Source organism: Shinella zoogloeoides (genome assembly GCF_030733845.1).
In the GTDB taxonomy this organism is placed as follows: Bacteria; Pseudomonadota; Alphaproteobacteria; order Rhizobiales; family Rhizobiaceae; genus Shinella; species Shinella zoogloeoides_C.
This window is the reverse complement of sequence record NZ_CP132312.1, coordinates 179,800-205,298: the sequence shown is the minus strand read 5'-3', so window position 1 is coordinate 205,298 and position 25,499 is coordinate 179,800. Positions and strand designations below refer to the sequence as shown.

Here is a 25,499-nt window from a genome sequence, read left to right as displayed (position 1 = left end):
TACAACATTTGCGCGGGAACGAAACGGCAGCGGCAAATTCGCTGCCGTTCCCGGCACGGCGACATTTCGTGGACATGGAGACGATGCCCCTGCGGCTTGGGCCGCAAGGCACCGCTTTCCAGCCGTGTCACCCTTCGGTCGCGGGAATGGTGTTGACCATCCACGGCACGCCGAACTTGTCGACGAGTGATCCGAAGCCGGGCGACCAGAAGGTTTCGCTGAACGGCATGACCTGCCGGCCGCCGTCGGACAGCGCATCGAACCAGCGCTGCGCCTCGGCCTTGTCGTTGGTGTGCAGCGTGACGTCGAAGCCGTTCTTGGGCTTGTCGATGTTCGGCGCCCAGGCGGCATCCATATCGGCCCCCATCAGCGCCTGGTCGCCGACTTCCAGCCAGCAATGCATCAGCCAGTCCCTGTATTTCGGGTCGCTGATCGGCATGTCCGGCGGTGCTTCGCCATAGGGAAAGGCCGCGGTGATCTTGCCGCCGAGAATTTTCGCGTAGAATTCGAAAGCCTCGCGGCACTGTCCCTGGAAACTCAGGCTGGTCACGATTTTCATGCTTGTCTCCTCCCTTATATCGCCTTCCCCCGACCTCGCGTCGGGTTCGGCTCATCGATAAATTGATATCAACGTAAATGACCCATCAAGTCAACCCACCGGCCCATCGGCGGAAAAAGGCGGCTCCGCCTGCGCCGAAAATGCCGGCGGTGGGTGATTTCCGCAGACTGTTCGATGACCGCGCCATTTTCCTATAAAGACGTAGTATAGACGACAAGGCAGAATCAGGGATTGGCGGAATGGGGTCCGAGGAGCCGGTGCACTACAAGGTGGCGGAAGCCGCGCGGCTCGCCGGAGTATCCGCCTCCACGCTCAGGCTTTGGGAGGCGCAGGGGCTCGTCGTGCCGGGGCGCTCGGAGACCGGGCACCGCCAGTACAGCGCCGAGGATGTCGCCCGACTGAAGCGTATCGCCTGGTACCGCACGGAGCGCGGGCTGAACCCGGCCGCCATCCGCGAGGCGCTGGATGCGGAGGAGCCCGCCGCCGACACGGGTGCATCGGACGGCGATGCGCCGCAAGGCGTCGGCCGCAAGCTGCGCAGCCTGCGCCATGCCGTCGGCAAGACGCTGGAGCAGGTCGCCGGCGACATCGGCATCGCCACTTCCGTGCTCTCCACCTTCGAGCGCACCTCGCAGGGCGTGACCTTCCGCGTGCTGCACGATCTTGCCGCCTATTACGAGACGACCGTCTCGAAGCTTTCCGGCGAGGAGGAAAACGACAACCGTTCCGTCGTCAGGGCCGGGGAGTGGAAGCTCTGGCCGGAGACCTCGCCGGGCGTCACCGTGCAGGTGCTGGCCGACGGGCGCAACATGATGGATTGCCACCGTTTCGTGCTGGCGCCGGGCGCCTCCAGCGACGGCGCCTACAAGCACGAGGGCGAGGAATTCGTGCATGTGCTTTCCGGTCGCATCGAGATGGTGCTCGACGGCCATGAGTTCCACGACCTCGGCGCCGGCGACAGCCTCTATTTCGAAAGCTGCCGCCGCCATGCCTGGCGCAACCGCCATGACGGCGAGACGGTCCTCATCTGGATCAACACCCCGCCCACCTTCTGATCTTCGTCAGCCGCGGCGCTTCAACTGCTGCTCGCGGAAGAAGATGAAGAGGCCGGAGGCAACGATGAAGCCGGCGCCGGCGAGCATGGCCGGTCGGGGCGCATCGCCGAAGAAGATCCAGCCGAAGACCACCGCCCAGAGCAGCAGCGTATATTGCAGCGGCACGACGGTCGATGCATCCGCCAGCTTCAGCGAGCGGTTGACCAGCATGTGCGCGCTCATCGCCACGATGCCGAGCAGGCTGAGGAGACCGAAATCGACACCGCTCACCGGCGCCCAGCCGGCGGGATCGGCAAGGCACCAGATGGCCGAAAAGACGGCGGCGCCGGCGATCTGCCAGAAGACCAGCGTCGTATCGGGCGCGGCGCGCAGCGAGCGGCCGAGCACCATGGCAAGACCGAAGGCAAGGCTGCCGGCAAGCGCGACGAGGGCCGGGAGCGTGAAGGTGTCCTTCGAAGGTTCCAGCGCGATGACGACGCCGACGAAACCGACGATGATGGCCGTCCAGCGCCGCCAGCCGACCTTCTCGCCGAGCATGAGCGGGGAGAGGGCGGCGACGTAGATCGGCGCGGCGAGCCAGTAGGTCATGGCATCGGCGAGCGGCATGTAGGCGACGGCGAAATAGAAGCCGGACGCCTCGAAGGCGAAGAGGGCGGAGCGCAGCAGATGCAGCTTCGGGCGGTCGACCTCGACCAGCCGGCGCCAGCCCACGCGCCAGAAGAACGGCGCCAGCACGACGAGCGCGGCAATGCTGCGGATCAGCATGAGCTGGCCGACGGAATAGGTGGCGACCAGCCATTTGCCGAGAACGTCGTTCAGCGAGAACATCACCATGCCGAGCAGCATCAGCAGCACGCCGAGGCGCGCGGAGCCGGAAGCGGGCGAGGAAACGGTGGTGTCGGCCATGATGGAAACTCGGGTCTCGGGATGGCAGGGCTGTGACACATTCCTTCCCGGCGATCCAGTCAGCAATTTTGATAGCTGCATGAAGCGCGCGCATGCCTCGCCGTCCGGCCCGGCACGCGCTCAACCCCGGCGGGCGACGAGAATCCCGAGAAGCACGATCAGGCCGCCGACCGCCTGCAGAACGCCGACCGGCTCGGCAAGCAGGATCCAGGCGAGGATGGCGGCGACGACCGGCTGGAGCAGCAGCGTCAGCGACGAGAAGGCCGTCGGCAGATAGGCGAGCGCATAGGTCACGAGGCCTTGCCCGCCGACATGGCTGATGAAGGCGAGGCCCAGCACCATCGCCCAGCCGAACAGGGTGACGGGCACCATGTCTCCCTCGAAGAAGAAGGCGAGAGGCAGCATGCAGACGGCCGCCGAAAAAGTCGTCCAGACCATGATGCGTAGCGTCGAGAAACGCGAGCGCACATGGCCGAGCGAGAGCATGTAGCAGGCGTAGAAGAGCGCCGCAACGATGGCCGTCGCGTCGCCCGCCAATTGTCCGCCGCCGATGGCTGCCGGCCCGCCCTTCAGCACGACGACGCCGACAAGCGCCAGCGCAAGCCCGGCCAGGAAGACAGGCGTGATGCGCGTGCGGAAAACCAGCCAGGAACCGAGCGTCACGAAGACGGGGGCGAGATTGGCGAGCAGCGTCGCATTGGCGACGGAGGTCATGTGCAGCGACAGGTGCCAGGCGGCAAGGTCGATGGCGAGGAAGACGCCCGGCAGCAGCAGGAAGAGATGGTCGCGCAGCCCGCGGGGCGTTTCGTCTCCCTGCTTCGCCAAGCGCGACATCAGGAAGAACGGCAGCAGGGCGAGCGACACGCGCCAGAAGGCCGTCGCCATCGGCCCCACTTCCGAAAGGCGCACGAAAATCGGCGACCCGCCAATGGCAGCACCTCCGACAAGAAGGGCGATCAGGGCAAGGCGGGTATGACGGGAGGCGGCAATCGGCGACACGGCGGCAGTCCGGGAGAGGAAGGATGGATGCAGGCGGGCTATCAGACCGCGTCGCCTTGGACCAGACGGGCGCTGCTAAATTAGCGGGAAACTTTGGTGCACAAGCAAAAGGCGGCGCTTTTCCGGCGCCGCCTCCCCATTCGACAATCGGGTGTCAGGCCGCGTCCGGCCGGTGCACGGTCTTCACCTCGAGGAAATCCTCAAGGCCGAACAGGCCGCCTTCGCGGCCGTTGCCGGACTGCTTGTAGCCGCCGAAGGGGCTGCCGTAGCGGTGCGGCCCGCCGTTGATGTGCACCATGCCGGCGCGAAGGCGCGCGGCGACGCGCTCGGCGCGGTCCGGATTGCCGGTCTGCAGGTAGGCGGCAAGGCCGTAGGCCGTGTCGTTGGCGATCGCGATCGCTTCCTCCTCCGTGTCGAAGGGGATGATCGAAAGCACCGGACCGAACACTTCCTCGCGGGCGATGCGCATCTCGTTGTTGACGTCGGCGAAGATCGTCGGCTTGACGAAATAGCCGGTCTCGTAGCCCTCCGGCTTGCCGGGGCCGCCGACGAGAAGGCGCGCGCCTTCGGCAACGCCCGCTTCGATCAGCGCCTGCACGCGGCCGAACTGGACATGCGAGACGAGCGGGCCGATATGTTCGCCCTCCTCCTCCGGATTGCCGACCTTGGCCTCCTTACCGGTGCGTTCGGCGATCTCGACCACCTTGTCGTAGACCGAGCGCTCGACCAGCATGCGGGTCGGCGCGTCGCAGGACTGGCCGGAATTGTTGAAGCATTCGCGCACGCTGCCGGCGACGCGATCCTCGAGGTCCGCATCGGCGAAGACGATGTTCGGCGACTTGCCGCCGAGTTCCAGCGTCACGCGCTTGACCGTATCGGCCGCATCCTTGCTGACGGCGATGCCGGCGCGCGTCGAGCCGGTGAAGGACATCATGTCGACGTCCTTATGCTTGGAGAGCGCGGCGCCGCACTCGATGCCGTCGCCGTTGACGAGGTTGAACGTGCCTGCCGGGAAGCCAGCCTCATGCACCATCTCCGCATAGAGCATGGCATTGAGCGGCGTGAATTCGGACGGCTTGAGCACGCAGGTCGAGCCCGTCGCCAGCGCCGGCACGACCTTCAGCGCGATCTGGTTGATCGGCCAGTTCCACGGCGTGATGAGGCCGCACACGCCGATGGGCTCGCGGCGCACCACGTCGCCGTTCGGCAGGACTTCGCGGCCCTTGAGGCGCTTCAGCGCGTCGATGAAGCCTTGGAGGTGACCCACGCCGACATCGGCCTGCTGCTCGGTGCTCATTGTAATCGGCGCGCCGAGTTCCTGCGTGATGGTGCGGGCCATCTCGTCATAGCGGCGCTTGTAGATTTCGAGCAGCTTTTCGAGCAGCGCCAGGCGCTCCTCCACGCTGGTCTGGCTATAGGTCGTAAAGGCTTGTCTGGCGGCGGCGACGGCGCGGTCGATATCGGCGGCGGTGCCCATGGTGATGACCGCGATCTGCTTTTCCGTGGCCGGATTGAGGACCGCGAGGTCGTTGGGCTTCAGCGGATCAACCCACTGGCCGTCGATGTAGAATTTGCGCTTGTCGAGCATGCTTTTCTCCCGTCACTTCTGTTTTTCGTCGAGCCAGCCCTTGATGAGCCGGCGGTAGCGTTCCCCGCCGAAACTTGGGAAATGGCCGCCATGCACCAGCCGCACGGGCAGGGTCAGGAGCCGTTCCATCGAGGCGATGTAATCCCCCAAGTCGGAATGGTAGGTGTCCTCGATCAGCGGGCCATCGTAGACGATGTCGCCCGAGAAGAGAATTTCGGTCGCCCGCTCGTAGAGTGCAATACCCCCTGGGGAGTGGCCCGGCGTGTGGATGACCTCGAATTGCCGGTCGCCGAGGTCGATCACGTCGCCGTCCTCGAGGATGCGCGTCGCGGGTGCTTTCCTCACGGCATAACATTTCGAGCAATAGGGCTCCGGCGGCAGCGCGTCGAAGATCTCGTCGGTGACATAAGGATCGGCGAGCGTGTTCTCCCGCGTCGGATGGGCGAGCAGGTCGGCCTCTGCCGCATGCACCGCGCGGCACTCGAATTCGTGATGGCAGCCGATATGGTCGAAATGGGTGTGGCTCGCCACCGCGATCAGGTCGCGTTCGGTGACGAGCGGCACCCACTGCGTGAGCGAGACGACGCCCATGCCGCTATCGACCAGCATGTCGCTGTCGCGCCCGCGCACATGCCAGATGTTGCAGCGGTAGAATTCCTGGATATGGGGCTCGGAAATGGCGGTCACTTCGTCGCCGAGGCGCCGCACGCTATACCAATCCTCCGGGCGGATGCGCTGCATTTTACCCTACCACTCCCGCTCCGTCCTGAAGCACGACGATGCTATCCGCCTTCAGCCGAAGGTCAAGCTCGGCGCCCGCTTCGGGATTGTCGGTCTGGGGAAGATGCGCAGTCAGCATCGTGTCGCCCGCCACCACATGGCAGCGGTGATGCGTGCCGAAGAAGGCGCTACCGGTGATGCGCCCGCGGCCTAGCGAGACGGTCGGCACATCCGCCGCCGCGGAGCGGACATGCTCCGGGCGCACGCAGAGCGTGACGTCGCTGCCTGCCGCCGGCACCCCCGAAACGAAGGCGGCGGTGGGCAGGGCGACACGGCCGAGCGCCGTTTCCACCTCCGCCTCGCTGCCCGCCGTGCCGCGCACCCTGGCGGGCAGGAAATTTGCCTCGCCCATGAAGCCGGCGGAAAACAGCGAGCGCGGCCGCATGTAGATTGAGGCCGGCGTGCCGACATCCTCGATGCGGCCCTTGTTCATCACGACAATGCGGTCGGCGATCGCCATCGCCTCTTCCTGGTCGTGGGTGACGTGCACGAAGGTCGTACCGACGCGCTTCTGGATGGCCTTCAGCTCGTCCTGCATCTGCCGGCGCAGTTTCAGGTCGAGCGCGCCGAGCGGCTCGTCGAGCAGCAGCACGTCGGGATCGACGGCCAGCGCGCGGGCGAGCGCCACACGCTGGCGCTGGCCGCCGGAAAGTTCGTGCGGCTTCTTGGCCGAAGAGGCTTTCAGGCCGACGAGATCGAGATAGGAAGACGCCTTCTCGTATCGCTCGGCCTTGCCCATGCCGCGCATGCGAAGGCCGAAACCGACATTATCGCGCAGGCACATATGCGGGAAGAGCGCATAATCCTGGAACATGGTCGTCGTCGGGCGTTTTGCCGGGGAGACGTGCGTCATGTCGCGCCCGTTGATGGCGATCGTGCCGGAAGTCGGCTCGATGAAGCCGCCGAGGATGGAGAGCAGGGTGGTCTTGCCGCAGCCCGATGGGCCGAGCAGCACGATGAACTCGCCCGCCGCGATATCGAGCGAGACGTCGTCGAGCGCGCGGAACGCGCCGAAAGCCTTAGTGGCATTGCGGATGGAAACATCGGCGGTCATGAGGATTTCCCGGTTTTGCGGAAGACGGCGAGTTCGAGGACGACGAGGAACGCGACCGAGACGAGGAAGACGACGCTGCCGATGGCATTGGTCCTGGGGTCGAGGCCGGAGCGCAGCATGCTCCAGATTTCGACCGGCAGCGTCACGTCGAAGCGCGACAGCAGGAAGGCGACGATGAACTCGTCCCAGCTGAACGTGACCGACAGGAAGAAGGCCGCCAGGATCGACGGCAGCAGCATCGGCGCGGTGACGAGCAGCATGACCTGCCAGTCCTTCGCCCCGAGATCGCGCGCCGCCCGCTCGATGTTCACCTGATGCCCGCCCATCGAGGCATAGATGATGGCAAAGCAGAGCGGCAGGTTGATCACCACATGGCCGATGCCGACCGTGACCAGCGAAAGCCGCATGCCGGTGACGTTCAGCATGGAGAGGAGGCCAAGGCCGATGATCAGCGTGCTGACCGTCATCGGCGCGACGATGAGCCCGCGCAGCAGGCCGGAGGCCGGCAGCGTGTAGCGGGCGAAGGCATAGGCCGCGAGAAAGCCGAGCAGGCAGGCGACGGCCGAGGAGAGCAACGCGACGATCAGCGAATTGCCGAGCGCCGCCATCAGCTTGCCGTCGGAAAAGATCGCCTCGTACCAGCGCAGCGTCAGGCCGTTCAGCGGCGGCACCGGCAACGTGCCGTCCTGGAAGGAGAACAGCACCAGCACGACGACCGGCAGGAAGATGAAGAGATAGATGAGGCCGGCATAGAGCGCGGCCAGCGCGGTGGCGAGGTGACGCATGGCTCAGGTCCTCTCCATCTTCAGCCAGCGCGCGCAGGCGACATAGGCGAGCGTGACGACGACCATCAGCACCAGGGAGAGCGCCGCTGCCATCGGGAAATCCGCCCGCCGCCCGAGCTGCAACATGATGACCTGCGGCAGGACGAGTTCATTGTTGCCGCCGAGGATCTGCGGCGTGATGTAGTCGCCGATGCACAATACGAAGGTGAGGAACGCGCCGACCATGATGCCGGGCAGCGTCAGCGGCAGCACGACATGCCGGAAGGTCTGGAAGGCATTGGCCCCGAGGTCGGCCGCGGCGCGGCGATAGTTCGGCGAAAGCTGGATGAGGTTGGCGTAGATCGTCAGAGTCAGCAGCATGACGAAGAAGTGCACGAAGCCGATGATCGTGCCCGTGCGGTTGGCCGACAGTTCCAGCGGTTCCGCGATCACGCCGAGCCACAGCAGCGTCTGGTTGACGACGCCGCCCTTGGACAGCACCAGCAACCAGGAATAGGAGCGCACCACATAGGAGGTCCAGAACGGCAGGATCGCCATGATCAGCGCGAAACGCTGCCATTTCTTCGGCACGCGCTCGGCGATGATCCAGGCAAGCGGATAGGCGAGCAGCACGGAGATGACGGTAACCACCGCCGTGATCTCCAGCGAGACGACGAGCCCCTTGAAAAAATGCGCCTTGCCGAAGAAGGCGATGTAGTTGTCGAGCGTCCAGGTCGCGACGATCTCGCGCCCCTGCCGCGTCCAGAAGCTGATCGCGACCATGTAGGCGAACGGCACGAGAAAGAAGAACCCCGTCCAGAGCAATGCCGGCAGGGCGAAGGCCCAGGCCTTGCGGCGCTCCGCGCGTTCGAGGGCAGTGACGGTCATGGGGTAGGGTCTCCGGCTTCCTTCGGAAGAATGGGGCGTTACCCTTCGGCACCCCCTCTGCCTGCCGGCATCTCCCCCACAAGGGGGGAGAAAGCAGGAGGCTTGCACATTGCCCGAAGTTGAACACCAAACGGGGCGGCGGACTAAGCCCCTCCCCCTTGTGGGGAGGGGTTGGGGAGGGGACTTCCCCAAGCCAGCATTACTGCTGCAGCATCTCCGTCCACACATCCTGCATCGCCGCGTCCATGTCGGCATCGGCCACCGGGTAGAGCTGCGAGTTCTTCAGGTATTCCGGCTGCCTGTCCCAGCGCAGCGCCGTCTTCTGCGGGTCTGTAAGGTGCTCGCCCGCCTTGGCGTTGGACGGCATCGCCCAGTAGCAGGAGGAGGTGGCAAGCCGCGCCTGGCCCTCGGGACTGACGATGTACTGCACGAATTTCAGCGCGAGGTCCTGCTTCTCGCTGTCCTTGAAGACGCCGATGGACTGCGCCCAGCGCAACGCACCCTGCTTGGGGATCGTCCAGTCGAGGTTCGGCTTTTCGGCGGAAAGCCCGGCCGTCAGCCATTCGCCGCCGCCCACAACGATGTCGACCTCGCCGGTCGCCAGCGCCGTCTGCGAGGCGACGACGTCGCTCACCTGGCGCGAGACCTTCTTCATCTCGAAGAGCTTTTCCTTGATCGCCGGCAGGTCGTCCTGCTTGAGGTCGGCGGTCTTCTTGCCGATGCCGACGCCGGTGAGGCCGACCATCGGCAGGTAATAGTCATAGAGCGCGATGCGGCCCTTGTACTTGTCCGACCACATGACCGAGAGGTCTTCCATGTCGGCCGGGTCGACCTTGGTCTTGTCGTAGGAAATCGTGTTGTAGCCGAATTTCTCCGTGACGGCGTAGACCTTGCCGTCCCGCGTCGTCGTCTCCTCCATGCGCACTTCCGGGAAGAGATCGCCCAGCGGCAGCTTGTCGGCCGGCATTTCGCCGAGGATATCCATGTCGATGGCGCGCGGCACATCCACCGCGTCGATCACCAGCACGTCCCAATCGCCCGGGCGGGACTGCTCGATGATCGAGATCGCGGCGCCCGTGCCTTCATATTCCTTGAGATTGACCTTGACGTTGTTGGCCTTCTCGAAGGGCTCGACGAGGGCCGGGTCGGTGTGATCGCACCAGACGAGCGCGTTCAGCTCATCCTGCGCCATAACGCTGGCGGGCGAAAACGCGAGGACGGCGGCGGTGGCGAGAAGCTTGCGGCCGGGGAGGCCGCCGGAAACGGTTTTCTTCATCATAGTTCCCTCTGGTGAAGGCTTTTCGGGCCTTGCGAACGGCACTCATCACGGCGCCTTGAGAAAAAGATTGAACGAGTTCATTTTTTAAGTCAATATCATTTTCGAGGAGATTCAACCGGAGGATTCTATGGCGGGTTTGCGGGCGAAACAGAAGGCGGACAAGACCCGCCGCATCCTCGAAGCCGCCACCACGCTGTTCCGCGAACAGGGCTATGACAGCGCCCGAATCGAGGACATCGCCGAGATGGCCGAAGTCTCCGTCGGCACACTCTACAACTATTACCAGAACAAAGGCGATATTCTCGTCGCCACCGTCGCGATGGAAGTGACGGAAGTGCTGGAGGGCGGTGCACGTATCGTTTCCAACCCGCCGCTCAACGTCGCCGAGGCGCTGCGCACCCTGATCGACCAGTATTACGACCATTCGCTCGTCTATCTTTCCAAGGAGATGTGGCGCACCGCCATGGCCATCTCCATCCAGCAGCCGGAAACCCCGCTTTCCCGGCGTTATACGGAGCTTGACGGCCAGCTTTCCGCCCAGGTCGTCCGTCTCGTCGAGACGTTGCAGGCGCGCGGCGTGGTCCATGCCGGCATCGACGCGAAAGCCATGGGTGAGGTCTTCTTCAACAATCTCAACATGATGTTCATCGAGTTCTGCAAGGTCGACGCCATGTCGCTCGAGGAGTTGAAGGTCCGCGTCAACGCCCAGCATGAGCCCATCGCGACACTCATCAGCACCGTCAAGATCGTCTGAGCCGGAAGCAAGCATGACCGATACGCAGTCCGCCATCCATTCTGCCGCCGATGCGCTGGTCGATGCCTTTGCCCGGCACGACCGCGACGCCTATTTCGCCGCCTTCGCGCCGGAGGCGACCTTTCTCTTCTACAATCTCGACCGCCCCCTCGACGGGCGCGCCGCCTACGAGGCGGAATGGGCACTATGGGAGAAGCGCGACGGCTTCCGCGTGCTCGCCTGCCGCTCGACCGAGCGAAGGATCCGGCTCGTCGGCGACGTCGCGATCTTCACCCATTCCGTGGAGACGGATCTCTCCGTCGGCGGCGAGACGGTGACGAACAACGAGCGCGAGACCATCGTCTTCGCGCGAGACCCCGCCGGCCGCTGGCTCGCCGTGCACGAACATCTTTCGGCAGCGGCCTGACCCCATACATACATATGTGTGTACGCCCTGTCCCATCGGTGCTATAGTCCCGTCGAAGGAGCATGGCCATGCATAGAACGCGTGTCTTCAGGAACGGAAACTCGCAGGCCGTCCGCATCCCCTCGGACCTCGCCTATGAGCGCACCGATATCGAGGTGGAAATCGAACGCGTCGGAGAGGAACTGCGCATCCGCCCCGCGCGGCGCTCGCTCGCCGGGGTGCTCGATCGTTTCGCCCGCTTCGCGCCCGATTTCATGGCGGAAGGCCGGGGCGAGCAGGAACAGGCGGAGCGGGACACGCTGTGATGCCCCGCTACATGCTCGACACGAACATGTGCATCTACCTCATGAAGAACCAGCCGGAACAGGTCGCCCGCAGGTTTGCGGCCTGCGCGGTCGGCGACGTCGTGATGTCCGCCATCACCTATGCAGAACTGCAATACGGGGTCGCCGTCGCAAGGGATACGGCGCGGGAGCGGGAAAACCTCCGGGACCTGGTCGAGTTGATCCCGGTCCTGCCGTTCGACATGGAAGCGGGCCTTGCCTACGGGCCGGTGCGCATGGCGACGCGCGAGCGCAAGACCGACCATCTCGACAAGCTCATCGCCGCGCAGGCGATCGCCGCCGATGCGGTGCTCGTCACCAACAATGTCAGGGACTTCGCCGCCTATCCCGCGCTCAAGATCGAGAACTGGCTGGAAGCCTGAGCTAGCAACACCTTTCTGCCGTCTTTCCGGCCGCGAGCTGTTCGAGGATCGGACAGTCCGGCCGGTCGTCGCCATGGCAATGGGCGGAAAGGTGTTCCAGCGTATGCACCATTTCCTGCAGCAGGCGCATCTTCTCCCGCATCTCGTCTATGTGTTCGCTGGCGATGCGCTTGACGTCGGCCGAGGCGCGGGCGCGATCCTGCCAGAGTGCCAGGAGGTCGCGGATCTGCGCGATGGAAAAGCCGAGATCGCGCGCGCGGCGGATGAAGGAGAGCGTCGAGAGGTCACGCGGGCCGTAGACGCGATAGCCGGAGCCGGTGCGGCCGGCCTCCCGGATAAGGCCGATCTGCTCGTAATGCCGGATCATCTTGGCGGTGACGCCCGTCGCCTCCGCCGCCTCGCCGATGTTCATGCCTTTTCTCCCTTGAAAGCCGGGCGGAACCGCTTCAGCCGCAACGCATTCGAGACGACGAAGACGCTGGAAAGCGCCATGGCGCCGGCCGCGAGCGCCGGCGAAAGCTGGATGCCGAAGGCCGAAAAGAACAGGCCGGCGGCCAGCGGAATGAGCGCGACATTATAGCCGAAAGCCCAGAAGAGGTTCTGGCGGATGTTGCGCATGGTGGCCCGCGAAAGCGCGATGCCGGTGGCGACGCCCCGCATGTCGCCCGCCATCAGCACCACGTCGGCACTCTCGATGGCGACGTCCGTGCCCGTGCCGATGGCGATGCCCGTCTCGGCGGCGGCGAGCGCCGGGGCGTCGTTGATGCCGTCGCCGACGAAGGCGACCTTCTTCGCGCCGTCGGCCGAAAGCGCGCGCACCGCGGCCACCTTGCCGTCCGGCAGCACCTCCGCCATCACCCTGTCGATGCCGAGCTTTGCGGCGACGGCCTCGGCCGTGCGGCGGTTGTCGCCGGTGATCATCGCCACCTCGATGCCGAGGGCCTTCAGTGCGGAAACCGCCTCCTTCGTCGTCGGCTTCACCGGGTCGGTGACGGCGAAAAGCGCGGCCAGCCGGCCGTCGATGGCGGCATAAAGCGGCGAGGCGCCTTCGGCCGCCAGCCGCTCGGCATGGGCGGTGAAGGGCGCGACATCGAGGCCGCGCGCCTGCATGAAGCCGACCGAGCCGGCCTCGACCTTGCGGCCGGCAACCTCGGCGGCGATGCCCTGTCCCGACGTGGTGATGAAGCTGCTGGCGCCGGGAAGCTCGATGCCCTCGGCCACGGCGGCCTCGTGGATGGCGATGGCGATCGGGTGCTCGGAATGCACTTCGGCTGCGGCGACCAGCGCCAGCACCTCGTCGCGGGCAAACCCTTCCGCCGGCACGATCTCCGTCAAGGTGGGATGGCCGAGCGTCAGCGTGCCGGTCTTGTCGACGGCGACGATATCGGTACCCTCAAGCGTCTGGAGCGCCGTGCCCTGGCGGAACAGCACGCCGAGCTCGGCGGCCCGGCCGGTGCCTGTTATGATCGAGGTCGGCGTCGCAAGGCCCATGGCACAGGGGCAGGCGATGATCAGCACGGCGACCGCATTGACCAGCGCGTGGGCGAGCACCGGGCTCGGCCCGAGCGCCAGCCAGAGGCCGAAGGTAAGCAGCGCCACGGCGATGACGGCGGGCACGAACCATTGCGTGACGCGATCGACCAGCGCCTGGATCGGCAGCTTCGCCGCCTGCGCGTCCTCGACCATGCGGATGATCTGCGAGAGCACCGTATCGGCCCCGACGCGGGTGGCACGGAAGGTGAGGGAGCCGGTCGTGTTCACCGTGCCGCCGGTCACCATGTCGCCCGCCTTGCGCGCGACCGGCATCGGCTCCCCGGTGATCATCGATTCGTCGACATAGGAACTGCCGTCCGTGACTTCGCCGTCCACCGGCACCTTCTCGCCCGGCCTCACCAGCACGACGTCGCCAGGCACGACGCTTTCCAGCGGCACGTCCTCCGCCTTGCCGTCGCGCATCACGCGGGCGGACTTGGCGCGCAGGCCGGCAAGATGCCGGATCGCCTCGCCGGTGCGGCCCTTGGCCCGCGCCTCCAGGTAGCGCCCCGCAAGGATGAGCGTCACGATGACGGCGGCCGCCTCGAAATAGACATTGGCCGCCCCGCCCGGCAGCAGGCCGGGCGCAAAGGTGGCGACGGTCGAAAAGCTCCAGGCGGCGAACGTGCCGATGACGACGAGCGCGTTCATGTCCGGCGCAAGGCGCAGGAGGCTCGGAATCCCCTTGCGGAAGAAGCGCAGCCCCGGCCCGGCAAGCACCAGCGTCGCCAGCACGAACTGGATCACGCGGCTCGCCTGCATGCCAAGCGTTTCATGGATATAGTGGCCGAAGGAGGGAAAGGCGTGCGCGCCCATCTCCATGACGAAAAGCGGCGCCGTCAGGATCGCGGCAATCGCAAGGTCGCGGCGCAGGGTCCTCGCCTCGGCGGCCCTCCGGTCCTCCTGCGGCGCGGCGACGGTCTCGCGGACGGCCTTGTAGCCGGTGCGCTCGATGGCGGCGGCAAGGTCCTCGAAGGTGACGGCGCCCTTGAGGAAGCGCACCCGGGCGCGTTCCTGCGCAAGGTTGGCCGTCGCCTCCAGCACGCCGGGAACGGCTTTCAACGCCTTTTCCACCCGGCCGATGCAGGAGGCGCAGGTCATGCCCTCGACGGGGAATTCGAGGACGTCTTCCGAAACCCCATAGCCAGCCTTGCGAACCGCATCGACGACGGCCATCGCGTTGGGCGCGCCGGCAAAGGTCACGTCGGCCTTTTCCGTCGCAAGATTGACGGCCGCGCCGGTAACGCCCGGCACCTTCTCGATGGCTTTCTCCACCCGGCGCACGCAGGAGGCGCAGGTCATGTCGGAGATGGAAAGCTTGATCGTCTGCTGGCTGTTCGGGGTGAGCATGGTGCACCTTTCATCCCGAGGCCGCCCGACCTCAACCCTGCTTGGGCTGAAGCGCGGTCGGCCTCAATTCGGATAGATCGTGCACCTTCCCATCATGTCAAGGTCAAGCAGCTTTTTGACGCTCAGGCATCGACCGGCGCATAACCCTCCGCCTCGATGACCGAGGCGACGGCAGCGCGGTCGCCGGCATTCTCGATCGAGACGCGCTTGGTGGTAAGGTCGATATCGACTTTCGCGGCCGGGTAGGCTGCGAGCACGGCGCCGGTGATGGTCCTGGCGCAGTGGCCGCAGGTCATGTCGGAAACGGTGAAGGCGAGGGTCTGGTCATTGCTCATGGCTGGTCTCCTGATGTTTCCACCATGCTGAAGCCTTCCCCCATGGCAAGGTCAAGCCCTCGATACCGGCTTATCCGAAGAGGCGGCGTAGCAGCACAAGGAACTGGTCGCGGGCCCGCGTGCCGCCGAGCCGTTCCAGGCAATCAGCCTCGAAATCCGCCTCGGCGCGCCGGGCCTCCGCCAGAAGGCTTTCCCCGGTGGGCGTGAGATAGAGCGCATGGGAGCGGCGGTCGTTGGGCACACTGCGCCGCTCGGTCAGACAGCGGTTTTCGAGATCGTTCATCAGCGCCACGAAGTTGGCGCGCTGAATGCCGAGCGCAGCCGCAATCTGGGATTGCTTCCGCCCCGGATTTTCCGCGATCAGCGCCAGAGCGCCGAATTCGATCGGACGAAGGTTCACCTTGGAGAAATAAAGAAGAAAGCGGCCGACGAGCTGGCCATGGGTGCGTCGAAGCTGGTGCGCCACACTCTGCGCGACGCGGGATGCGTCGAGCGCCGCCTCCGCGCCATCTTCATAAGTTTCACTTATCTTTTCCATGACTTGGCCAGCCTTTCCCCAGCCGGGACAAATCCCGGCATATGGCCCGCCATCGACAATAAGGGGGCACGCCAAACGCGCAAGACGCGGCACGCGCGATTGCGAAAATTTTCTACACGCAATCAGGGGATGAGAAACGATTTTGCCGGATACGAGGCCTCCACAACGCGACGGGTGCATTTCAGGTTAATTGAATTCAACCGGGAGAAGCCGTAGCACTCAGTCGAGTGCGAATCGACCCAGGCGATCCTTCAGCCGCGCGATCGTCCCGACATCGGCATTGGCGAAGGCGAAACGCAGATATCCCTCCTGCCGCGCACCGAAATAGCTGCCGGGAAGGCAAAGGATGCCGGCCTCCTTGGCAAGCTTTTCCGCCACGCGGGCCGAAGGCACATCGCCGAAGGGATGGCCGATGAAGGCGAAATAGGCGCCGACAGCACCGACGCGCCAGGCCGGCACGCCCGTCATCGTCGCGCGCAGCGCCTCCACCCGCCGGGCGATCTCGCGGCGGTTCTCCTCGCGCCAGTCGGCAAGCAGCGGCAGGGCGGTCGCCACGGCGGCCTGCGCGGAACGCGGCGGGCAGATCTGCAGATTGTCCATGATCTTCGCCACCTGCTCGACCACGCCTGCGCCCGCCGTGATCGCACCGAGACGATGGCCGGGAATGCAGAAGGATTTCGAGAAGCTGTAGAGGCTGATCAGCGTGTCCTCCCAGCCCGGACGGCCGAAGAGATCGTGCGGCCGTCCGGCGCCGGCCGGCAGGAAGTCGCGATAGGTCTCGTCGAGGATCAGCCAGACGCCCCGGGCGGCGCAGACGTCGTAGATGGCCGAAAGAAGCGCCGGCGGGTAGACGGCGCCCGTCGGGTTGTTCGGCGAGACGAGGGCGACGGCCCGCACATCCGGTGTGATCGCGGCGGCAAGCGCATCGACATCCGGCAGGAAGCCGTTCGCCGGGTCGCAGGCCGCAAACCGCGTCTTTATGCCGAGCATGGCGAGCGTGGTTTCCTGGTTGAAATAATAGGGGTCCGTCATCAGGACGGCATCGCCTGCGCCGGCCACCGCCATGGCGGCGCAGATGAAGGCCTGGTTGCAGCCCGCCGTGATATGGACGTTGGCGGCGGCGAGCGGCGCGCCGTAGGTCCCGGCGACATGCTCGCCATAGGCCTTGCGCAGGCCGTCCTCGCCCTCGATCGGGCCATAGCCGGTATAGGCGCGCGAGGCGGCGTATTCGCCGAGCAGGCGCAGCATCTCGGGATGCGGCGGATAGCCGGGAACGGCCTGCGACAGGTCGATCATCGGCCCGCTGCGGCCGTCATAGGCATCGCCCCAGGCGAAGACGGAGGGAATCGGCGGAGGAGCGAGGGTTTCGACGAGCGGATTGAAGCGGGGCATGGTCTATCTCTGAACGGTCAGGCGCGGGTCTTGCGCTGGGGGTTGGACGTGGCGCGGCGCGGAGCCGGCGCCGGGATCGGGCGAATGGGTTCCGCCGCACGGCCGCGGCCGCGCAACAGCGTGCGGGCCGAGGCCTGGGGTTCGGGCAGGGTTTCTTCCAGCGCGGCGAAGAGCCAGTCGATGAAGACTTTCACGATCGGCGTCTGGCGCGCCGTATGCCGGCAGGCGACATGGAAGGCATGGTTGGCCGGCACCGAGAGGTCGAAGGGCACGACCAGATCGCCGCGGGCGATCAGGTTGCTGGCGGTGATCGTATCGCCGAGCGCGATGCCCTGGCCGTGCAGCGCCGCTTCGGTGGAAAGGCGCGCATCGCTCATGAAGTGCTGACGGCCGCGGCCCATCTCGACAGCATCGGCCGCCGAGAGCCAGGTGTTCCATTCGCGCCCGTCGTCGCCGTGGAAAAGCGTATGGTCGGCAAGGTCGCGCACCGAGCGCAGGGGCCGGCTGTTGAGCAGGGAGGGACTTGCGACCGGGAAAAGCCTCAGATGCGACCAGAGCCGCGTCCAGCAATCCGGCCAGCTTCCGTCGCCATAGAGGATGCAGACATCCGTATCGAGCGAGCGCAGGTGCTCGGGATCGTTGGAGGCGATGAGCGTGACGCGCACGCCGGGATAATGATCGGTGAAGGTATCGAGGCGCGGGATCAGCCAGAGCGACAGCAGCGCCGGTACGCAGGTGACGGTGATCTCGCCGCGCGTTTCCGGCTGCTTCATCAGCGCGGTCGCCGCCGCGATCTCGCCGAAGGCATTGGTGACGGCCGGCAGCAGCAAGGCGCCCTGCGGCGTCAGCTTCAGCCGCTTGCCGCCGCGCTCGAAGAGCGGGGTGTCGAGCGCTTCTTCCAGCGCGCGGATCTGGTGGCTGACCGCGCCGTGCGTGACGTTCAGTTCCCGCGCCGCCGCAGAGACGGATCCCCGGCGAACGGTGGCCTCGAAGGCGCGTAGCGGATTGAGCGGGGGCAGGCGTGATGCCATTGACGGGGAATTCTCGGATCGTGAGTTTTTCTCACGGCAAACGCTATAACAATGTCAATTGCTTTTCCAAGCGTTTTATTACGATACTGTGAAAAACGAGGGCGAAGCCCCGGGGGACGATCGGGAGGCGCCAGTTTCGCTGGCAATGGACCGCGCAAGGCATGCGCCGGGACCAAAGCGCAGTTTTCTTTCCGAAAATCCAAACCCGATGGCGTTCGGCCCTTTCATGGCGCAGAGCGCCTGGCGTAGAATGGCAACAACGGGAACGACCCGGCCGGATCGACCGGCCGGCCTTAAAGGAGAAAGACGACCATGCGTGACATCCTCAAGACCAATGTCAGCCGCCGCGCCGTGCTTGGCGCGGGCGTTGCCGGCGCCTCGCTGCTCGCCATGCCGGCGGTGCTGCGCGCGCAGGACAAGTCGCTGAAGGTCGGCGTCTACGGCGGCTATTTCAAGGATTCCTTCGACAAGAACATCTTCGCCGACTTCACCAAGGAAACGGGCATCGCGGTGGAATCGGTCGCCGAGCCGACGGGCGAGGCCTGGCTCGTCCAGCTCGAGCAGGCCGCTCGCGCCGGGCAGGCGCCGGCCGACGTCTCGATGATGTCGCAGGTCGCCATGCTGAAGGGCCAGTCGACCGAGCTGTGGGCGCCGCTCGACATGGCGAAGATCCCGAACGCTTCCAACCTGATCGACCATTTCGTCAACAAGTATCCCGATGGCCGCGTCGCCGGCATCGGCGCCGTCGCCTGGTACATCACGCTCGTCACCAACACGGATGTCTTCAAGGAAGCGCCGACCTCCTGGAACGCGCTGTGGGATCCGGCAAATGCCGACAAGCTCGGCCTGCTGGCGCTCGTGTCCAACTCCTTCCTGCTGGAAGTGACGGCCAAGACCCATTTCGGCGGCACCAACGCGCTCGACACCGAGGAAGGCCTCGTCAAGGCCTTCGAAAAGCTCGCCGAAGTCAAGCCGAACGTTCGCCTGTGGTATCGTGACGAGGCGCAGTTCGAGCAGTCGCTGAAGTCGGGCGAAATCCCGATGGGCCAGTATTACCACGACGTGACGGGCCTGGCCGCCAAGGATGGCCAGCCGGTCCGCTCCACCTTCCCGAAGGAAGGCGGCATCATGGATTCCGGCTGCTGGGCGCTGTCGCGCGTCTCGGAAAAGGTCGAGGAAGCCCATACCTTCATCAACTACATGAGCCAGCCGAAGATCCAGGCGCTGCTGTCGCGCAAGGTCGGCACCGCGCCGACCGTCAAGCGCGATCTGCTCGACCTTTCGGCGGAAGAGTTCGCCGCGGTTTCCTCGGATATCGATCCGATCATCCCGCGCTACGACCTCTACACCTCCAAGGCCGACTGGCTGAACCAGAAGTGGACGGAAATGATCGCAGGCTGAGCCTGTCCCTTCCAGAAGACACCGGCCGGCGGGCAACCGCCGGCCGGTTCCAGAACCAGCGCCGAGCGGAGCCCCAATGTCCGGATTGACCCTCCAGAATATCGTCAAGCAGTTTGGTACGTTCACGGCCGTCAAGAATGTCGAGCTGACCGTGCCGCACGGCACCTTCGTCTGCCTTCTCGGCCCGTCCGGCTGCGGCAAGACCACGCTGATGCGCATGGTCGCCGGCCTCGACCTGCCGACGAGCGGGGCGATCAAGCTCGACGGCAAGGACATCACCACCGTTCCCACCCACAAGCGCGACCTCGGCATGGTCTTCCAGTCGCTGGCGCTCTTTCCGCACCTTTCCGTCGGCGAGAACATCGCCTATTCGCTGCGCATCCGCGGTATCGGCAAGGAGGAGCAGAAGAAGCGCGTCGACGAGCTCCTTTCGATGATCCATCTGACGGGCTATGCCGACCGTCCGGTCGCAAAGCTCTCCGGTGGCCAGCGCCAGCGCGTCGCCATCGCCCGCGCCCTCGCCATCTCGCCGAAACTGTTCCTGCTCGACGAGCCGCTCTCCGCGCTAGACGCCAAGCTGCGCGAGGCCATGCAGGTGGAGCTGCGCCAGCTCCAGCAGCGCCTCGGCATCACCACCATCGTCGTCACCCACGACCAGCGCGAGGCCATGACCATGGCCGACACGGTCGTCGTGATGAACGGCGGCGAGATCCGCCAGGCCGCCCCGCCGGTGGAGATCTACCGCCGCCCGGCCGACACCTTCGTCGCCGACTTCATCGGCATGACCAACCTCATCGATTTCAAGGCGGACGGCGCGGGCGCCAGCGTGCTCGGCGCCTCGGTCCCCGGCCTTGCCATTCCCGCCGGCCTCACATCGGGCGTCCTTTCGGTGCGCCCGGAAGACGTGCATCTGACGGCCCCCGGCAACGCGCCGATCTCCGGCACCGTCACCTTCGTGCGCGATCTCGGCGGCACGATCGAGACCTTCGTGGAGGCCGGCGGCAAGCAGATCGTCGCCGTCTCCATGCCGAACGCCCGGCCGGACGTTTCCGTCGGCCAGAGCGTTGGCGTCCAGCTCAACCCGGCCGATTGCGTGGTGCTGAAGTCATGAGACGCGAAGCGCCGCAAAAACTCACCGACTATGGCCCGCTGCTCTTTCCCGCGGGCATGCTGATCGTCTTCTTCGTCGTGCCCTTCGCGACGATGATCGCGGTTTCCTTCTTCAAGCGCGATCCGGCCGGTTTCTATTCGGCCGACTTCGTCTTAGACAACTACGCCCGCTTCCTCAGCCTGTTCTTCGGCAAGGTGCTGGGCTTCTCGCTGTTCCTCGCGATCGCCGTCGCCATCTGCTGCGTGGCGCTTGCCGTGCCCTTCACCTACCTGCTTTCGCGCACCAGGCGGAAGACGCAGGTGCTCTGGCTGGTGGCGCTGCTCTCCATCCTGTCGCTCTCGGAAGTCATCATCGGCTTCGCCTGGTCGACGCTGTTTTCGCGCACGGCGGGCATCACCAACCTGCTCGTCATGCTCGGCGTGATGAACGAGGCGGTGGCGCTGAACCCGAGCTTCGGCGCGGTGCTGACGGCCATGGTCTACCAGGCGCTGCCCTATACGGTGCTGGTACTCTATCCCGCCCTCGTGCGGCTCGATCCGACGCTGACGGAGGCGGCGCGCACCCTTGGCGCCTCGCCGGTCAAATCCTTCTTCACCGTCGTCGTGCCGGCGCTGCGCAACACCATCGTCGCAACCCTGATCATGGTCTTCATCTTCGCGCTCGGCTCCTACCTGCTGCCGCAGATTCTCGGCCGGCCGCAGCACTGGACGCTTTCGGTGCTCATCACCGACCAGGCGATCTACCAGTCCAACATGCCGTTCGCCGCTGCCATGGCCGTGTTCCTCGTGCTCGTCACGCTCGGCCTCGTCGCGCTCACGGTCTATGCCGGCCGCAAGGGAGAAGCCGCATGAACGCCGCGCTGCAGAAGGTCTATTTCGGCCTCATCGGCCTCTTCCTGTCGCTGCCGATCATCGTCGTCGCCGGCGTATCGGTGAACGAGAAGCAGACGCTTGCCTTCCCCCCGCAGGGATTCTCGCTCGGCTGGTACGGCGAAATCTTCACCAATGTCGAATGGCGCAATGCCCTCTTCGCCTCGATCACGCTGGCGGCTCTTTCGGCGGCCGTGGCGCTCGCCATCGCGCTGCCGCTCGCCTGGTTCCTCTGGCGGCGGCATGCGCCCTGGGCGAACATCTTCCAGCTTCTCGGCATCGCGCCCTTCACGCTGCCGCCGGTCATCACGGCGCTCGGCCTTCTCACCTTCTGGGCCACGACCGGCTTCTACGGCCAGCCGGCGACGGCCGTCATCAGCCATGCCATCTTCTTCGTGACGCTGCCGCTGGTGACGCTGTCGCTCGGCTTTTCCTCCATCGACCGCTCGCTGGTCGAAGCCGCCGCGACGATGGGGGCCGACGACCGCACGATCTTCCGCACGGTGGTCCTGCCGCTGATACTGCCCTATCTCATATCCGGCTATGCATTCGCCTTCGTTCTTTCGCTCAACGAGTATATCGTTGCCTACATGACGATTGGCTTCACGATGGAGACACTGCCGATCAAGATCTTCAACGCGTTGCGCTACGGCTATACGCCGACGATGGCCTCGGTCACGATCCTGTTCGTCGCGATCGCCGCCACCATCTTCGGCCTCGTCGCGCGCTTCGGCGACCTGCCGAAGCTGCTCGGCGCGATGTCGTCGCGGGATTAGAAAACGAAGTAGGAAGAGCCATGCGGATCGCCGCCCTGCAAATGCACGCCATTGCCGGTGACGGCGAGGCCAATATCGAACGCATCGCCGCCGCCGCCGCGGATGCCGCGTCCGGCGGCGCCAAGCTGCTCATCGTGCCGGAACTCGCCGTCACCGGCTACGGGGCGGGAGAGGCGGCGTTCACCCGTCTCGCCTCGCCCGCAACAGGCGACGTGGCGGCGCGGCTCAGCGCCATCGCCCGCGACAACGGGCTCGCCATCGTTGCGGGCTTTGCCGAGCAGGAAGGCACGACCACCTATAACAGCGCGCTCTTCACCGACGGCATCGGCACCAATGCGGTCTACCGCAAGTCCCACCTCTACGGCGACTACGAGCGCAATGTCTTCAAGCCCGGCGTTCCCGCCTCCGTCATGGTGGAACTCGGCGGCATAAGGCTCGGCATGCTGATCTGCTACGACGTGGAGTTTCCGGAAAACGTGCGCCGCCTGGCGCTCGCCGGCGCCGACCTCGTCGTCGTCCCGACGGCGCTGCCGAAGGGTTCGTCAGGCACCTTCATCGCAGGCCACATGATCCAGGTGCGCGCCTTCGAGAACCAGGTCTTCGTCGCCTATATCAACCATTGCGGCGGCGACGACCACTTCACCTATGCCGGCCTCTCACGCATCGCAGCCCCCGACGGCAAGCTGCTCGCCGAGGCACCCGCCGAGGGCGAAACCCTGCTCTTCGCGGAAATCCGGCCCGAGGACTATGCGAAGTCACGGGCGGAGAACACCTATCTCGTGGATCTCGGCCGGGTTTAAAGGCTGATCAGCCCGGTGCCGACCACCGCAAGCGCCGCGCCGATCCAGGCGGCCGGCGGCGGCACGATGCCGGTGCGCGCCCAGACCATCGGCAGGATGACGACCGGCGTCATGGACGAGAGCGTCGAGACGATGCCGACATTGCCGTGCGCCAGCGCCGCCATCAGCAGCGACATGCCGAGCCCAACGCCGAAGAAGGCAGAACCGACGGCAAAGCCCAGCGAACGCCGGGTAATCTGCGATGTCGCCTTCAGTGCCGGATGCGGCACGAGAAGGAGCGCCACGAAGAAGAGCGTCGCGATGCCGGAGCGCACGGCCATCGCCGTGAAGGGCTCGACGCCGCCTGCCATGGCGGGACGGGCGGCAAGGCTGCCGAGCGCCTGCCCGATGGCCGTGACGATCCCGAGCCCGATGCCGAGCCACGGCGTGCGCGCGGCCATCTTGGAGGGCCGCCGGCCGATGGCCAGCATGATGCCGGCCAGCACGCAGGTAATGCCGAGCCCCTGCCGGCCCGTCAGCGTTTCGCCGAGGAAGAGATAGCCGAGCACCACCGCGAAGGGCGAGGCGAGCGAGAAGAGCAGGGCGGTGGTGCGCGGACCGGCCGAATAGATCGCCGCGAAATAGGTGGTGCTGGCGATGATGATGCCGAAAAAGCTGGAAACGGCGAGGAAGCCGAGCTGCCACGGCTCCACGCTGCGCCAGCCGCCCACCGCGAGCGAGGCGGCCGCCGTCATCAGGAAGGCGGCGATCATCTGCACGCGGGCAAGGTCGAGAAGCGGCATGCGCCCCTGCAACTCGCTGACGAACATGCCACTCATCGCGATGCAGACGGCGGCGCAGAGGGCGAGGATTTCAGCGATATACATGCGATAGGCCGGATGTTTGAACACCCGGCCTATCGCATAGATTTGGCTGCGCCGATAGCGCTTCTTTTCGAGATCAAGCCTGGTAGGTGATCCGGCCGTCGCAGATGGTGGTGACGGGGCGGACGGCCGAAAGATCGGCGAAATCCGTCGCCTCCACATCGGCCGAAAGCACGACGATGTCGGCAAGGTAGCCGGGCTTCAGCACGCCCTTGCGGTCTTCCATGAACTCGACCCAGGCGCCGTTCTTCGTATAGGCGGCCAGCGTCTCGTGCAGCGATAGCCGCTCGTCCTTCATGCCGTCCTTCCAGACCGTGCGGGTCATGGCGCATTCGATGCAGTTCATCGGATCGAGCGGGGAGACCGGCCAGTCGGTGGCGAAGACGATCGGCGCGCCGGCATCGACCAGCGTGCGCCAGGCAAACGCATAGGGCCAGCGCGCCTCGCCGATATAGGAAAGGTACGGCTCGGTCGGCAGGCCGGCACTGCCGGGCGGGTGGGTCGGCTGCATCGAGGCGACGGTGCCGAGCTCCTTGAAGCGCGGGATGTCATCGGGATGCACCACCTCGATATGCTCGATGCGGTTGCGGCTGTCGCGCTTGCCGTTGGCCTTGATGGCGGCCTCGTAGCCGTTCAGCACCATGCGCACCGCGCCGTCGCCGATGGCGTGCACAGCGACCGGCAGGCCGAGCTTGTCGGCGGCGACGGCGACGTCGTTGAAGTGCTCCTGCGAGAACAGCGGATCGCCCTTCAAGCCCGGCTGGTGGCAATAGTCGTCGACGAAGACGGCCGTGCCCGATTCCGTCACGCCGTCCATGAAGAGTTTGACGAAATCGCAGCGCAGGCGGTCGGAATTGAAGCGCTCGCGCCAGGCCGCGGCCTTGGTCTCGAGGTCCGAGAGCGGCATGAAGTTCTTCATGTGGAAGGGCATGCGCACGCGCACCGGCAGGCCCACCGTCTTCTCGATCTCATCCAGCATTTCGAGCTGGTAGAGGCTGCCGTCCATGTTCTGCAGCGAGGTGATGCCGAGCGAGGCGACATAGGCGAGACCTTCCTTGATGATCTCGATGTCGCCGGCACGCTCCTCCGCCGTCACATGCTCCGGATCGCCGCCCGTGCCAACGCCGAGCATTTCGCGCGCGCCCGTCTCGCCGAGCGCGGAGACCGGACGGATGGCGTTGCTTTCGCGCAGTTCCCCATTGGCAAGGCCGTCCTCGCCCATGACGATCTCGTTGCCGACGCCGACATCGCGGCCCTCGAGGATGCCGCCCATCTTGAGCGCCAGCGTATTGGCCCAGGCGGTGTGGTGGTCGGGGGCGAAGATCAGCACGGCGCGGTCCGGCAGGATGCGGTCGAGATGGTGGCGCGTCATGCGCTCGTCGTCGGAGAGGATCGTGTAGTCGGCATGCTGGGCGATCAGCAGCGTGCGCTCAGGATAATCCGCCGCATATTTCTTCAACGCCTTGTCCAGTGCATCGAACCCCTTCATTCCGAAGAGCGAGAGTTCGCGCAGCTCGGCCGAGCCGCCGAAGATGTGCATGTGCGCCTCGTTGAAGCCCGGCAGCACGGTCGCGCCCTTCGCGTCGATCACATGGGTATCGGGGCCGGAAAAGGCGTCGATCTCGGCCTCGGAGCCGACGGCGAGGATGCGGTTGCCGGAAACGGCGAGCGCGGCGGCACGCGGGTTCGCCTCGTCCATGGTCAGCACCCGCGCATTGCGGATGATGTAGCTCGCTTCTTTCTGCATGGTGTTCCCTCGGTC

Annotated in this window: 27 protein-coding genes; 10 read left to right on the top strand and 17 right to left on the bottom strand. The window is 65.6% G+C overall.

Translation table 11 applies throughout. The features are described 5' to 3' along the window. Positions 1-127 precede the first annotated feature (127 nt). Positions 128-559 carry a VOC family protein gene (locus Q9316_RS21445; RefSeq protein ID WP_306035766.1) on the bottom strand — a complete coding sequence of 144 codons (432 nt, stop codon included), beginning with the start codon at positions 557-559 and terminating at the stop codon, positions 128-130. 239 nt (positions 560-798) lie between these two features. On the opposite strand from Q9316_RS21445, the gene Q9316_RS21440 reads away from it, so the two are divergent. Beyond that, positions 799-1,614, top strand: coding sequence for a MerR family transcriptional regulator (locus Q9316_RS21440; protein ID WP_306035765.1), 816 nt, complete (start codon positions 799-801; stop codon positions 1,612-1,614). Positions 1,615-1,620: 6 nt separating this feature from the next. On the opposite strand, the gene Q9316_RS21435 is transcribed toward Q9316_RS21440, so the two are convergent. The 8 genes from Q9316_RS21435 to Q9316_RS21395 all read right to left on the bottom strand — a co-directional run bounded on the left by Q9316_RS21435 (position 1,621) and on the right by Q9316_RS21395 (position 9,872). Beyond that, a complete protein-coding gene (locus Q9316_RS21435; protein WP_306035764.1) occupies positions 1,621-2,520 on the bottom strand; it encodes a DMT family transporter in 900 nt (299 codons plus the stop codon). 120 nt (positions 2,521-2,640) lie between these two features. Then, positions 2,641-3,519, bottom strand: coding sequence for a DMT family transporter (locus Q9316_RS21430; RefSeq protein WP_371878042.1), 879 nt, complete (start codon positions 3,517-3,519; stop codon positions 2,641-2,643). Positions 3,520-3,673: 154 nt separating this feature from the next. Then, complete coding sequence (locus tag Q9316_RS21425) at positions 3,674-5,107, bottom strand: aldehyde dehydrogenase family protein (RefSeq protein WP_306035762.1); 1,434 nt, start codon at positions 5,105-5,107, stop codon at positions 3,674-3,676. A 12-nt stretch (positions 5,108-5,119) separates the two neighbouring features. Further along, positions 5,120-5,848, bottom strand: a complete 729-nt coding sequence (locus Q9316_RS21420; RefSeq protein ID WP_306035761.1) for an MBL fold metallo-hydrolase — start codon at positions 5,846-5,848, stop codon at positions 5,120-5,122. A 1-nt stretch (position 5,849) separates the two neighbouring features. Further along, positions 5,850-6,941: an ABC transporter ATP-binding protein gene (locus Q9316_RS25715; protein ID WP_371878041.1), complete on the bottom strand. Its 1,092-nt coding sequence runs from the start codon at positions 6,939-6,941 to the stop codon at positions 5,850-5,852. Continuing rightward, a complete protein-coding gene (locus Q9316_RS21405; RefSeq protein WP_306035760.1) occupies positions 6,938-7,726 on the bottom strand; it encodes an ABC transporter permease in 789 nt (262 codons plus the stop codon). The genes Q9316_RS25715 and Q9316_RS21405 overlap by 4 nt, the downstream gene beginning before the upstream one ends. A gap of 3 nt (positions 7,727-7,729) precedes the next feature. Continuing rightward, positions 7,730-8,593, bottom strand: coding sequence for an ABC transporter permease (locus Q9316_RS21400; protein ID WP_306035759.1), 864 nt, complete (start codon positions 8,591-8,593; stop codon positions 7,730-7,732). 199 nt (positions 8,594-8,792) lie between these two features. Continuing rightward, positions 8,793-9,872, bottom strand: coding sequence for a polyamine ABC transporter substrate-binding protein (locus Q9316_RS21395; RefSeq protein WP_306035758.1), 1,080 nt, complete (start codon positions 9,870-9,872; stop codon positions 8,793-8,795). 127 nt (positions 9,873-9,999) lie between these two features. Here Q9316_RS21395 and Q9316_RS21390 point away from each other — a divergent pair, with 127 nt between their 5' ends. From Q9316_RS21390 to Q9316_RS21375, 4 genes are all read left to right on the top strand, one after another. Further along, positions 10,000-10,626 (top strand): TetR/AcrR family transcriptional regulator, encoded by a 627-nt coding sequence (locus Q9316_RS21390; RefSeq protein WP_306035757.1) that lies wholly within the window; start codon positions 10,000-10,002, stop codon positions 10,624-10,626. A 13-nt stretch (positions 10,627-10,639) separates the two neighbouring features. Next, the gene (locus tag Q9316_RS21385) at positions 10,640-11,032 is read left to right on the top strand and encodes a YybH family protein (protein ID WP_306035756.1); all 393 of its coding nucleotides are present in this window, start codon (positions 10,640-10,642) and stop codon (positions 11,030-11,032) included. Positions 11,033-11,100: 68 nt separating this feature from the next. Next, positions 11,101-11,337: an antitoxin gene (locus Q9316_RS21380; RefSeq protein WP_306035755.1), complete on the top strand. Its 237-nt coding sequence runs from the start codon at positions 11,101-11,103 to the stop codon at positions 11,335-11,337. Next, positions 11,337-11,738 carry a type II toxin-antitoxin system VapC family toxin gene (locus Q9316_RS21375; protein WP_306035754.1) on the top strand — a complete coding sequence of 134 codons (402 nt, stop codon included), beginning with the start codon at positions 11,337-11,339 and terminating at the stop codon, positions 11,736-11,738. Before Q9316_RS21380 ends, Q9316_RS21375 begins: the two co-directional genes overlap by 1 nt. Before the next feature lies 1 nt (position 11,739). On the opposite strand, the gene cueR is transcribed toward Q9316_RS21375, so the two are convergent. The 6 genes from cueR to Q9316_RS21345 all read right to left on the bottom strand — a co-directional run bounded on the left by cueR (position 11,740) and on the right by Q9316_RS21345 (position 17,917). Continuing rightward, positions 11,740-12,150: a Cu(I)-responsive transcriptional regulator gene (gene cueR, locus Q9316_RS21370; protein ID WP_306035753.1), complete on the bottom strand. Its 411-nt coding sequence runs from the start codon at positions 12,148-12,150 to the stop codon at positions 11,740-11,742. Then, on the bottom strand, positions 12,147-14,621 hold the full coding sequence (locus Q9316_RS21365; RefSeq protein WP_306035752.1) for a heavy metal translocating P-type ATPase: 2,475 nt from the start codon (positions 14,619-14,621) through the stop codon (positions 12,147-12,149). The genes cueR and Q9316_RS21365 overlap by 4 nt, the downstream gene beginning before the upstream one ends. Before the next feature lie 122 nt (positions 14,622-14,743). Beyond that, complete coding sequence (locus Q9316_RS21360; RefSeq protein WP_306035751.1) at positions 14,744-14,956, bottom strand: heavy-metal-associated domain-containing protein; 213 nt, start codon at positions 14,954-14,956, stop codon at positions 14,744-14,746. A gap of 70 nt (positions 14,957-15,026) precedes the next feature. Continuing rightward, the gene (locus tag Q9316_RS21355) at positions 15,027-15,494 is read right to left on the bottom strand and encodes a MarR family winged helix-turn-helix transcriptional regulator (RefSeq protein WP_306035750.1); all 468 of its coding nucleotides are present in this window, start codon (positions 15,492-15,494) and stop codon (positions 15,027-15,029) included. Between the two features lie 219 nt (positions 15,495-15,713). Beyond that, the gene (locus Q9316_RS21350; RefSeq protein WP_306035749.1) at positions 15,714-16,886 is read right to left on the bottom strand and encodes an aminotransferase; all 1,173 of its coding nucleotides are present in this window, start codon (positions 16,884-16,886) and stop codon (positions 15,714-15,716) included. Between the two features lie 17 nt (positions 16,887-16,903). After that, positions 16,904-17,917 carry a LysR substrate-binding domain-containing protein gene (locus Q9316_RS21345; RefSeq protein ID WP_306035748.1) on the bottom strand — a complete coding sequence of 338 codons (1,014 nt, stop codon included), beginning with the start codon at positions 17,915-17,917 and terminating at the stop codon, positions 16,904-16,906. 312 nt (positions 17,918-18,229) lie between these two features. On the opposite strand from Q9316_RS21345, the gene Q9316_RS21340 reads away from it, so the two are divergent. The 5 genes from Q9316_RS21340 (at position 18,230) to Q9316_RS21320 (ending at position 22,874) form a co-directional block, all read left to right on the top strand. After that, the gene (locus Q9316_RS21340) at positions 18,230-19,318 is read left to right on the top strand and encodes an ABC transporter substrate-binding protein (RefSeq protein ID WP_371878039.1); all 1,089 of its coding nucleotides are present in this window, start codon (positions 18,230-18,232) and stop codon (positions 19,316-19,318) included. Between the two features lie 76 nt (positions 19,319-19,394). Then, positions 19,395-20,429, top strand: coding sequence for an ABC transporter ATP-binding protein (locus Q9316_RS21335; RefSeq protein ID WP_306035747.1), 1,035 nt, complete (start codon positions 19,395-19,397; stop codon positions 20,427-20,429). After that, a complete protein-coding gene (locus Q9316_RS21330; protein ID WP_306035746.1) occupies positions 20,426-21,280 on the top strand; it encodes an ABC transporter permease in 855 nt (284 codons plus the stop codon). Before Q9316_RS21335 ends, Q9316_RS21330 begins: the two co-directional genes overlap by 4 nt. Continuing rightward, positions 21,277-22,074: an ABC transporter permease gene (locus Q9316_RS21325; protein ID WP_306035745.1), complete on the top strand. Its 798-nt coding sequence runs from the start codon at positions 21,277-21,279 to the stop codon at positions 22,072-22,074. The genes Q9316_RS21330 and Q9316_RS21325 overlap by 4 nt, the downstream gene beginning before the upstream one ends. A gap of 20 nt (positions 22,075-22,094) precedes the next feature. Continuing rightward, on the top strand, positions 22,095-22,874 hold the full coding sequence (locus Q9316_RS21320; RefSeq protein ID WP_306035744.1) for a carbon-nitrogen hydrolase family protein: 780 nt from the start codon (positions 22,095-22,097) through the stop codon (positions 22,872-22,874). Here the strand turns inward: Q9316_RS21320 and Q9316_RS21315 are convergent. Next, entirely contained in the window at positions 22,871-23,764 is an 894-nt protein-coding gene (locus Q9316_RS21315) for a DMT family transporter (RefSeq protein ID WP_306035743.1), read from the bottom strand. The two genes, Q9316_RS21320 and Q9316_RS21315, sit on opposite strands and share 4 nt — an antisense overlap. 49 nt (positions 23,765-23,813) lie before the next feature. Further along, complete coding sequence (locus Q9316_RS21310) at positions 23,814-25,484, bottom strand: amidohydrolase (RefSeq protein WP_306035742.1); 1,671 nt, start codon at positions 25,482-25,484, stop codon at positions 23,814-23,816. Positions 25,485-25,499 lie beyond the last annotated feature (15 nt).